9 protein-coding genes and 2 pseudogenes are annotated in these 9,865 nt (G+C 67.5%); 10 read left to right on the top strand and 1 reads right to left on the bottom strand.

Annotation, left to right across the window (positions count from 1 at the left end; translation table 11 throughout):
• Nucleotides 1–117 (bottom strand): annotated as a pseudogene (locus G3O06_RS44395) (branched-chain amino acid ABC transporter permease); the annotation flags it as partial.
• A gap of 5 nt (nt 118–122) precedes the next feature.
• Here G3O06_RS44395 and G3O06_RS49435 point away from each other — a divergent pair.
• The 10 genes and pseudogenes from G3O06_RS49435 to ugpC form a co-directional block, all read left to right on the top strand.
• Nucleotides 123–278: pseudogene (locus tag G3O06_RS49435) on the top strand (fimbrial protein); the annotation flags it as partial.
• Complete coding sequence (locus G3O06_RS44390) at nt 278–1,144, top strand: pilus assembly protein (protein WP_205819863.1); 867 nt, start codon at nt 278–280, stop codon at nt 1,142–1,144. The pseudogene G3O06_RS49435 and the gene G3O06_RS44390, both read left to right, overlap by 1 nt.
• Entirely contained in the window at nt 1,141–2,772 is a 1,632-nt protein-coding gene (pilQ, locus tag G3O06_RS44385; RefSeq protein ID WP_205819862.1) for a type IV pilus secretin PilQ, read from the top strand. Before G3O06_RS44390 ends, pilQ begins: the two co-directional genes overlap by 4 nt.
• Before the next feature lie 40 nt (nt 2,773–2,812).
• Nucleotides 2,813–3,367, top strand: coding sequence for a shikimate kinase (locus G3O06_RS44380; protein ID WP_174918478.1), 555 nt, complete (start codon nt 2,813–2,815; stop codon nt 3,365–3,367).
• Nucleotides 3,364–4,443, top strand: coding sequence for a 3-dehydroquinate synthase (gene aroB / locus G3O06_RS44375; RefSeq protein ID WP_089439053.1), 1,080 nt, complete (start codon nt 3,364–3,366; stop codon nt 4,441–4,443). Before G3O06_RS44380 ends, aroB begins: the two co-directional genes overlap by 4 nt.
• A 65-nt stretch (nt 4,444–4,508) precedes the next feature.
• Entirely contained in the window at nt 4,509–5,693 is a 1,185-nt protein-coding gene (locus G3O06_RS44370) for a deoxyguanosinetriphosphate triphosphohydrolase (RefSeq protein ID WP_241020553.1), read from the top strand.
• Between the two features lie 90 nt (nt 5,694–5,783).
• Nucleotides 5,784–7,118 carry a sn-glycerol-3-phosphate ABC transporter substrate-binding protein UgpB gene (gene ugpB, locus G3O06_RS44365; protein WP_174987452.1) on the top strand — a complete coding sequence of 445 codons (1,335 nt, stop codon included), beginning with the start codon at nt 5,784–5,786 and terminating at the stop codon, nt 7,116–7,118.
• A gap of 102 nt (nt 7,119–7,220) precedes the next feature.
• Complete coding sequence (gene ugpA, locus G3O06_RS44360; RefSeq protein WP_174918469.1) at nt 7,221–8,105, top strand: sn-glycerol-3-phosphate ABC transporter permease UgpA; 885 nt, start codon at nt 7,221–7,223, stop codon at nt 8,103–8,105.
• Nucleotides 8,102–8,947, top strand: a complete 846-nt coding sequence (gene ugpE / locus G3O06_RS44355) for a sn-glycerol-3-phosphate ABC transporter permease UgpE (RefSeq protein ID WP_174918468.1) — start codon at nt 8,102–8,104, stop codon at nt 8,945–8,947. The genes ugpA and ugpE overlap by 4 nt, the downstream gene beginning before the upstream one ends.
• Nucleotides 8,948–8,979: 32 nt before the next feature.
• A partial coding sequence (gene ugpC / locus G3O06_RS44350) for a sn-glycerol-3-phosphate ABC transporter ATP-binding protein UgpC (protein WP_205819861.1) occupies nt 8,980–9,865 on the top strand: 886 nt, incomplete at its 3' end.

The following is a 9,865-nucleotide window of genomic DNA, read 5'->3' as shown; positions in this document are numbered from 1 at the left end:
GAGGAACATCGCATGGCCGAACGACAGCAGCCCCGTATAGCCGATCAGCAGGTTGAACGCGGCCGCGAACAGCGCGAACGTGAGCACCTTCATCACGAACACCGGGTACGCGCCGATGAACGGCGCGCGAGCAGCGTGGCTGGCGGATCGACATCGATGCGTTGAAGCCTGCCTCGGATGCCCCTGTCGCTACGGGCGGGATGCCTTTCCGGTTCTCGGTTCAACTGCGCTGGCACGAAGCGATGCCGCCTCGGCAAGCCCCGGGAGGTGGCGCATGATGGCGGCGCTCGCGCATCGGCCCGCACGGCGTGGCGATGAATGGCTGAGCGGCATGCGGCACGTGTCGCCGGCGGTTGCACATATCGCAGGCTGCATGCTCGCGTTCACGGCCGTGCTGGCGGGCGGCATTCATTTGGCGAGTGCCGCCGACTGGAGCGGGCTTGTTCACAGCCGAGCGTTGCTGGCGGCGGCGCGGATGCGTGAGGCCGACGCGCAGCGTGTTCTGACGGCCGCTGCCCGGCAACGCGACGGGCATCCGGCGGCGGCACACGGCGATCGCTCGTCGCGTGCGCCTGAATGGGCCGCGTTGATGCTGGAACTGGCTGATCGCGCCGCGTCGAGCGGGCTGCGCGACGTATCGATCGAGCCTTTGCGCGCCGATGGTGCGGTACCGGACGGCCGGCGCACGGTGCGCATCGTCGCGGATGGCGGCTTTCGCGCGTTGCTGCAGATGGTCGGCGGGCTGGCGCGTTTTCCGGTGCTGGCGGTGCCGACCGCGCTGCGTGTCGAACGGGGCAAGGACGCCGCGCGCGTGGAAATGTCTGTCGACGTGTTCCCGGGGTTGCCGGCGGTCATGTTCACGGGCGGGGAGACGCTGGTTCTGGCCGATGCGCCCGATGCCGATCCGTTCGGCGAGGCTGATTCGTCTGAAGTGACTGGGGCGGCTGCCCGCCTGGCCGGCACGATTCGCGATGGGCGCGCCGGTCTCGCGTTGTTCGATGACGGTGACGGCGCGTTCACGGCCGTGGTGCCCGGCGAAACCTTCGGGGCAGCTCGGGTGGTGCAAGTCGATCCCGTCGCCGTGACGCTGGAGACGGCGGACGGCGCATACCGAGCCACCCTGGAAGACGGGAGGCGGCCATGATGAAGCACGGATGTCGGGTGCTCGCCGTCTGGGCCGGCTTGAGCGCGGCCGGCGCAAGTGCCTCGTTGCCGCCGCTGCCGGCCGTCTGGCCTGCAGCATCGACGGATAGGCCGGTGCCGGGCCTGCCGCTGCCGCAAGGAGCGGTGGACGGTGCGGACAACGCCGTGTCGACGGAGGCCGGCCCGCCGCCGTTCGACCAGGCGGCTCGCGCGGCGCTTCAGGCGGAGGCCGCAGCCCCGGCACCCGGGCTGGAAGGGCCGCCGATCCCGTTGGCGCCGCCGGCCCGGATGGGCGACGCTGCTGCCCGACACCCGGGCGATGCGGACGACGCACGGCGGATCTCGCTGAATCTGCAGGGCGCGGGGCTCGCGGCCGCGTTCGACGCGTTCGCGCGGTTCACCGGACTCAATATCGTCGTCGGCGAGCAGGTGCGCGGCACCGTCACGTTACGTCTGAACAATGTGCGCTGGCGCGATGCCTTTGACACGCTGCTCGATACGCACGGGCTCGCGATGTCCCGGCGGGGCAACGTGATATGGGTCACGCCGGCGGCCGAACTGGCCGCGCGCGAACGCGAGCGCTTCGAAATGCACGCGCGGGCCGCCGATCTGGAGCCACTTTCGAGCCGTACGTTCGCGCTGCACTACCCGCGCGCGCAGGACGTGCAACGGCTGCTGGCCGGTGCGACCGGCCAGCGTCTGCTGTCGAAGCGCGGCGCCGCGGCGGCCGATCCGCGCACGAACCTGCTGTTCGTCACCGATCTCGCGCCGCGTCTCGACCAGGTCGCGAGCCTGATCGATGCGATCGACCGGCCGTCGCGGCAGGTCCGGATCGAGGCCCGCATCGTCGAGGGCGAGCAGGGTTTTTCGCGCAATCTCGGCGCACGCGTCGCGCTGCGGGCGCAGGAGCGGCCGCCGTCGGGCGAGAGCGGCACGTTCACGGCCGGCGCGCGCAACGCGCTCGACCTTGCCGCGCGGCCGCTCGGCGGCTTCGAAGCGGCAACCGCCGGCTTCACGCTGTTCGCCGCGCCGCTCAGCCGTGTGCTCGATGTCGAACTGAGCGCGCTCGAGGCGCAGGGGCGGGGCCAGATCGTTTCGAGCCCGCGCGTGGTGACCGCCGATCGCGTCAAGGCCATCGTGGAACAGGGTTCGGAGCTGCCGTACCAGGCGAAGGTCGGCAACGGCGTGAGCGGCGTGCAGTTTCGCCGGGCGACGCTCAAGCTCGAGGTCGAGCCGCAGATCACGCCGGACGGGCGCGTGGTGCTCGACCTGGACGTGACGAAGGACAGTATCGGCGAGCCGACGGCGGCCGGCCCGGCGATTCATACGAAGCACGTCCAGACGCGCGTCGAGGTCGAGAACGGCGGGACGGTCGCGATCGGCGGGATCTATGAGCAACTGAACAGGAACGATGTGACGCGCGTGCCGCTCTTGGGCAAAATACCATTTCTGGGCGCGCTTTTCCGGCACCGCGCGCAACGCGACCAACGCAACGAACTGGTCGTCTTCATCACGCCGACCGTCGTCGATGCGCGCTGCAATGCGCGCGGCGCGGTCAGCGCGGATGCCGAAAAAACAGGGCCGGAAGCCGCCGGCGCAGGCTCGACAAGGCAGCCGCTTTGCCAGTAAGCTGCGCCACACACCAGCAAGATTGAAGCAGAGGAAGCCGTTGCAAGCGCGGGACCCACATGCAAACGTATTTTTCGTCGGCCTTATGGGAGCGGGTAAGACCACCGTGGGCCGTGCGGTCGCGCGTCGTCTCGACAGGACGTTCTTCGACTCCGACCACGAAATCGAGGCCCGCACGGGCGCGCGCATTCCGGTGATCTTCGAGATGGAAGGCGAGGCCGGGTTTCGCGATCGCGAAACGCAGGTGATCGCCGATCTCACGCAGCGCGAGAACATCGTGCTTGCGACGGGCGGCGGCGCGGTGCTGCGCCCGGAAAATCGCGACTGCCTGAAAAGCGGCGGCATCGTCGTCTACCTGCGCGCCAATCCGCACGATCTGTGGCTGCGCACTCGCAAGGACAAGAACCGCCCGTTGCTGCAGACCGAAGATCCGAAAGGGCGTCTCGAAGCGCTGTACGAGGTACGCGACCCGTTGTACCGCGAATGCGCGGATTTCGTCATCGAGACCGGCCGTCCGTCGGTCAACGGTCTCGTCAACATGGTGCTGATGCAACTCGAACTGGCGGGCGTCATCGCCAAGCCGCTACAAGCATGATTACTGTCAACGTCGACCTGGGCGACCGCGCCTATCCGATTCACATTGGCGCCGGCCTGATCGGCCGCGCCGAACTGTTCGCGCCTCACATCAAGGGCTCGTCCGTCACGATCGTCACGAACACGACGGTCGATCCGCTCTACGGCGACGCGCTGCGCGCGGCGCTCGCGCCGCTTGGCAAGCGCGTGTCGACGGTCGTGCTGCCGGACGGCGAGGCATACAAGAACTGGGAAACGCTGAACCTGATCTTCGACGGCCTGCTGACCGACCGCGCCGACCGCAAGACGACGCTCGTTGCGCTCGGCGGCGGCGTGATCGGCGACATGACGGGCTTTGCGGCCGCGTGCTACATGCGCGGCGTGCCGTTCATCCAGGTGCCGACGACGCTGCTGTCGCAGGTCGACTCGTCGGTCGGCGGCAAGACGGGCATCAACCACCCGCTCGGCAAGAACATGATCGGCGCGTTCTACCAGCCGCAGGCCGTGATCGCGGACATCGGCGCGCTGACGACCCTGCCCGACCGCGAACTGGCGGCCGGCGTCGCCGAGATCATCAAGACCGGCGCGATCGCCGATGCGGAATTCTTCGACTGGATCGAAGCGAACGTCGACGCGCTGAACCGTCGCGACCCGGCTGCGCTCGCGCACGCGGTGAAGCGCTCGTGCGAGATCAAGGCGAGCGTGGTGGCGGCCGACGAGCGCGAAGGCGGCCTGCGCGCGATCCTGAACTTCGGTCACACATTCGGCCATGCGATCGAGGCTGGGCTCGGCTACGGCGAGTGGCTGCACGGCGAGGCGGTCGGCTGCGGGATGGTGATGGCGGGCGACCTGTCGGTGCGGCTTGGCCTGCTCGACGAAGCGTCGCGGCAGCGTCTCGATGCGGTGATCGCGGCCGCGCACCTGCCGACCCGCGGGCCCGCGCTCGGCGATGCGCGCTACATGGACCTGATGCGCGTCGACAAGAAGGCCGAGGCCGGCGCGATCAAGTTCATCCTGCTGAAGCGATTCGGCGATACGCTGATCACGCAGGCGCCGGACGAAGCCGTGTTCGCTACACTGGCACAGACGACCCGCTAACGGCCGCCCGGATGCCCCGGCGCCCCTGACCTGGAGGAGACGTGAGCGAGACATCCAGCAGCACATTGCCCGAAGCCGGCCGCGCATCCACTGCGCCGGTGGCCGAGCCGCCGACGCTGGCGGCGCTGGAAGCCCATCTCGCTCCGTATGCCGCACACGCGTTGCAGTCGCGCGGCCGCCGCCATCCGGAAACACCGCCGGCGGCGCGCACCGAATTCCAGCGCGACCGCGACCGCATCGTCCATTCGACCGCGTTTCGCCGTCTCGAGTACAAGACGCAGGTCTTCGTCAATCACGAAGGCGACCTGTTCCGCACACGCCTCACGCACAGCCTCGAAGTCGCGCAAATCGCGCGCTCGGTCGCGCGCAACCTGCGCCTGAACGAGGATCTCGTCGAGGCAATCTCGCTCGCGCACGATCTCGGCCATACGCCGTTCGGCCATGCCGGGCAGGATGCGCTGAATGCCTGCATGCGTGAGCATGGCGGCTTCGAGCACAACCTGCAGAGCCTGGCGGTGGTTGATGAGCTCGAGGAGCACTACGGCGCGTTCAACGGGCTGAACCTGTGCTTCGAGACGCGCGAAGGCATCCTGAAGCATTGCTCACGCGAGAATGCGCGCAAGCTCGGCGCGCTCGGCGAGCGCTTCCTGCAGGGCCGCCAGCCGTCGCTCGAAGCGCAGCTTGCCAACATCGCGGACGAGATCGCGTACAACAACCACGACGTCGACGACGGTCTGCGTTCCGGCCTGATCACGATCGAGCAGCTCGCGGAAGTCGAGCTGTGGCAGCGCCACTACGAGGCGGCGCTCGCCGAATTCCCGCACCTCGAAGGCCGCCGTCTCGTGCACGAGACGGTGCGCCGCATCATCAACACGCTGATCGTCGACCTCATCGACGAGACGACGCGCAATCTCGCGCGCGTCGCACCTGCGTCGCTCGACGACGTGCGCGCCGCGCCGCCGCTCGTGTCGCACAGCGAATCGGTCGCCGCGCAGGCGGCCGCCCTCAAGCGTTTCCTCTTCAAGAACCTGTACCGCCACTACAAGGTGATGCGCATGGCGAGCAAGGCGCAGCGCGTCGTCACCGGGCTGTTCGAGGCGTTCATCGACGATCCGCGGCTGCTGCCGCCGCCGTACCAGTCCGACGACGCCGCGCAGCAGCCGCGCCTCGTCGCGCACTACATCGCCGGCATGACCGACCGCTTCGCGCTGAAGGAGTATCAGCGCCTGTTCGTCATCAGCGACAACTGACTGTCACAAACGATCACTAGACTTCGCCGGTTCAATGGCGACGGGAATGTTGCACACGCTGTTGGTAACGTTTTCATAGGAGAGAGGTCGATGAAGAAGAAGCCTGCGGGGACACTGGTTCGTTCGATCGCGCTTGGCGGCGCGCTGATGTTCGGGGTGCAGCACGTGGCGCTCGCCGCGACGGAAATCCAGTTCTGGCATGCGATGGAGGCCGCGCTCGGCGAGCGGGTCAATGCGATCGCCGACCAGTTCAACGCGTCGCAGAGCGACTACAAGATCGTGCCGGTCTTCAAGGGCACCTACGACCAGGCGCTCGCGGCCGGCATCGCCGCCTATCGCAGCGGCAACGCGCCGGCGATCCTCCAGGTCTATGAAGTCGGCACGGCCACGATGATGCAGGCGAAGAAGGCCGTCGTGCCGGTCTACGACGTGTTCAAGCAGGCCGGCGTGCCGCTCGACGAAAAGGCGTTCGTGCCGACCATCGCGAGCTACTACAGCGACGCGAAGACGGGCCATCTCGTATCGATGCCGTTCAACAGCTCGACGCCGGTGCTGTACTACAACAAGGACGCGTTCAAGAAGGCCGGCCTCGATCCGAACCAGCCGCCGAAGACGTGGGCCGACGTGCAGGCCGATGCCGAGAAGCTGCGCAAGTCGGGGATGGCATGTGGCTTCACGACCGGCTGGCAGGGCTGGATCCAGCTCGAGAACTACAGCGCCTGGCACGCGCTGCCGTTCGCGAGCCGCAACAACGGCTTTGACGGCGGCGACGCGGTGCTCGAATTCAACAAGCCGCAGCAGATCGCGCACGTCTCGTTCCTGCAGCAGATGGCGAAGGACGGCACGTTCACGTACGCGGGCCGCAAGGATGAAGCGTCGGCGAAGTTCTACAGCGGCGACTGCGGGATCCTGACGACGTCGTCGGGCGCGCTCGCGAACGTGCAGAAATTCGCGAAGTTCAGCTATGGCACGGGCATGATGCCGTACGACGCGAACGTGAAGGGCGCACCGCAGAACGCGATCATCGGCGGCGCGAGCCTGTGGGTGCTGGCGGGCAAGGATCCGGCGACCTACAAGGGCGTCGCGAAATTCCTCGCGTACCTGGCCTCGGCGCCCGTCGCCGCGAAATGGCACCAGGACACGGGCTACCTGCCCGTGACGACCGCCGCGTACGACCTCACGCGCCAGCAGGGCTTCTACGCGAAGAACCCGAGCGCCGAAACCGCGATCAAGCAGATGCTGAACAAGCCGCCGCTGCCGTACACGAAGGGGCTGCGCCTGGGCAACATGCCGCAGATCCGCACGGTGGTCGACGAGGAGTTCGAACAGGTCTGGGCGCAGAAGAAATCGCCGAAGGACGCGCTCGATTCGGCCGCGTCGCGCGGCGACGAACTGCTGCGCCGCTTCGAGAAGTCGGGCGGCTGAGCCCGCATCGCACCGTGCCGCCGGCCGCGTCGCATCCGTACGGATGCACGCGCCGGCCGGCGGCACGGCCATCTTTCCGTTGCGCCTGACCGGATATCCGCGATGCAATCCCGTTCCCGTTTCGGTACGAGTCTGTTGCCGTACCTGTTGATCGCGCCGCAGCTCGCGATCACCGCCGTGTTCTTCCTGTGGCCGGCCGGCGTCGCGCTGTGGCAGTCGACGCAGATGCAGGACGCGTTCGGCACGTCGAGCGAATTCGTCGGCCTCGCGAACTTCACGCACCTGTTCGCCGATCCGCTGTATCTCGATTCTTTCCGCACGACGCTCGTGTTCAGCTCGCTCGTCACGGTGGGCGGGCTCGTCGTGTCGCTGCTGCTCGCCGCGTGCGCCGACCGCGTGATCCGCGGCGCGCGCGTGTACCGCACGCTGCTGATCTGGCCGTACGCGGTCGCGCCGACGATTGCCGCCGTGCTGTGGGCGTTCCTGTTCAATCCGAGCATCGGCCTGATCACCTATGCGCTCGCGAAGAGCGGCATCGTGTGGAACCACGCGCTGAACGGCGGGCAGGCGATGTTTCTCGTCGTGCTGGCATCGGTGTGGAAGCAGGTGAGCTACAACTTCCTGTTCTTCTACGCGGGCCTGCAGGCGATCCCGCGCTCGCTGATCGAGGCGGCCGCGATCGACGGCGCCGGGCCGGTGCGGCGCTTCTTCAACATCGTGCTGCCGCTGCTGTCGCCCACCAGCTTCTTCCTGCTGGTCGTGAACCTCGTCTACGCGTTCTTCGACACGTTCCCGGTGATCGATGCCGCCACCGGCGGCGGCCCGGCGCAGAGCACGAAGACGCTGATCTACAAGATCTTCGCGGAGGGCTTCCAGGGGCTCGACATCGGCAGCTCGGGCGCGCAGTCGGTCGTGCTGATGATCATCGTCGTCGGGCTCACGGTGATCCAGTTCCGCTTCGTCGAACGCAGGGTGCAATACGCATGATCGAAAATCGCAAGGGCTTCGACCTGTTCTGCCACGCGGTGCTGATCGCGGGCGTCGTGCTGATCGTGTTTCCCGTCTATGTCGCGTTCTGCGCGGCGACGATGAACGCGCAGGAAGTGTTCACGGTGCCGCTGTCGCTCGTGCCGAGCACGCACCTGTTCGAGAACGTCGCGTACATCTGGGGGCACGGCAGCGGCGGCACGACGGCGCCGTTCGGCCGCCTGCTCGTGAACAGCTTCGCGATGGCGCTCGGCATCTCGGTGGGCAAGATCGCGGTGTCGATCCTGTCCGCGTACGCGATCGTCTATTTCCGCTTCCCGTTCCGCAACACGGCGTTCTGGCTGATCTTCATCACGCTGATGCTGCCGGTGGAAGTGCGGATCTTCCCGACCGTGCAGGTCGTGTCGACGCTGCACCTGACGAACACCTATGCGGGGCTCACGCTGCCGCTGATCGCATCGGCGACCGCGACGTTCCTGTTTCGCCAGTTCTTCATGACGCTGCCCGACGAGCTGATGGATGCCGCGCGCATCGACGGCGCGGGGCCGCTGCGGTTCTTCTGGGACGTCGTGCTGCCGCTGTCGAAGACGAGCATCGCGGCGCTGTTCGTGATCACGTTCATCTACGGCTGGAACCAGTATCTGTGGCCGATCCTGATCACGACGGAGGCATCGCTGTCGACGGCTGTGGTGGGCATCAAGACGATGATCGCGAGCGGCGACGCCGCGACCGAATGGCAATACGTGATGGCGGCGACGCTGCTGGGAATGATCCCGCCGCTCGTCGTCGTGCTGGCGATGCAGCGCTGGTTCGTGCGCGGCCTCGTCGATTCCGAGAAATAAATGACGGACGGCAACCGGGAGAAAGACCAAGAATGGCTGCGCTGAGCTTGAAGGGCGTCAGGAAATCCTACGACGGCAAGCAGCACGTGCTGCATGGCATCGACGTGGAGATCGCCGACGGCGAATTCATCGTGCTGGTCGGCCCGTCGGGCTGCGGCAAGTCGACGTTGCTGCGGATGATCGCGGGGCTCGAGACGGTGACGGACGGCGAGATCGCGATCGGCGAGCGCGTCGTCAATACGCTGGAGCCGAAGGATCGCGACATCGCGATGGTGTTCCAGAACTACGCGCTGTACCCGCACATGACGGTTGCGCAGAACATGGGCTACGGGCTGAAGATCCGCGGGATCGAGCGCGCGACGATCGATTCGCGGGTGGCCGCGGCCGCGAAGATCCTCGAACTCGAGCCGCTGCTCGCACGGCGGCCGCGCGAGCTGTCGGGCGGCCAGCGGCAGCGCGTCGCGATGGGGCGCGCGATCGTGCGCGAGCCGTCGGTGTTCCTGTTCGACGAGCCCTTGTCGAACCTCGACGCGAAACTGCGCGTGCAGATGCGGCTCGAGATCCAGCGGCTGCATGCGCGGCTCGCGACGACGAGCGTCTACGTGACGCACGACCAGATCGAGGCGATGACGCTCGCGCAGCGTGTGATCGTGATGAACCGCGGCTACGCGGAACAGATCGGCGCGCCGGTCGACGTGTACGAGAAGCCGGCGACGGTGTTCGTCGCGGGCTTCATCGGCTCGCCGGCAATGAACCTGATGCACGGCCGGCTGTCGGACGACGGCGCGACGTTTACGGTTGCGGGCGGCGGCCCCGCGCTGCCGGTCGCAGGCGCCCCCGGCATCGGCGCGGCGATCGCCACCGGGCGCGACTGGGTGCTCGGCGTGCGTCCCGAACACATGACGCCGCAGCCGGGCG

This window comes from Burkholderia sp. Ac-20345 (assembly GCF_017104825.1).
GTDB classification, from domain to species: domain Bacteria; phylum Pseudomonadota; class Gammaproteobacteria; order Burkholderiales; family Burkholderiaceae; genus Burkholderia; species Burkholderia lata_B.
The sequence above is the reverse complement of the archived record's forward strand: the minus strand, read 5'-3'. Positions and strand labels throughout refer to the sequence as shown.

Coding starts and splice junctions, on each gene's coding strand:
- G3O06_RS44390 (WP_205819863.1), top strand. CDS start 278: ATGGCGGCGCTCGCGCATCGGCCCGCACGGCGTGGCGATGAATGGCTG.
- pilQ (WP_205819862.1), top strand. CDS start 1,141: ATGATGAAGCACGGATGTCGGGTGCTCGCCGTCTGGGCCGGCTTGAGC.
- aroB (WP_089439053.1), top strand. CDS start 3,364: ATGATTACTGTCAACGTCGACCTGGGCGACCGCGCCTATCCGATTCAC.
- ugpB (WP_174987452.1), top strand. CDS start 5,784: ATGAAGAAGAAGCCTGCGGGGACACTGGTTCGTTCGATCGCGCTTGGC.
- ugpA (WP_174918469.1), top strand. CDS start 7,221: ATGCAATCCCGTTCCCGTTTCGGTACGAGTCTGTTGCCGTACCTGTTG.
- ugpE (WP_174918468.1), top strand. CDS start 8,102: ATGATCGAAAATCGCAAGGGCTTCGACCTGTTCTGCCACGCGGTGCTG.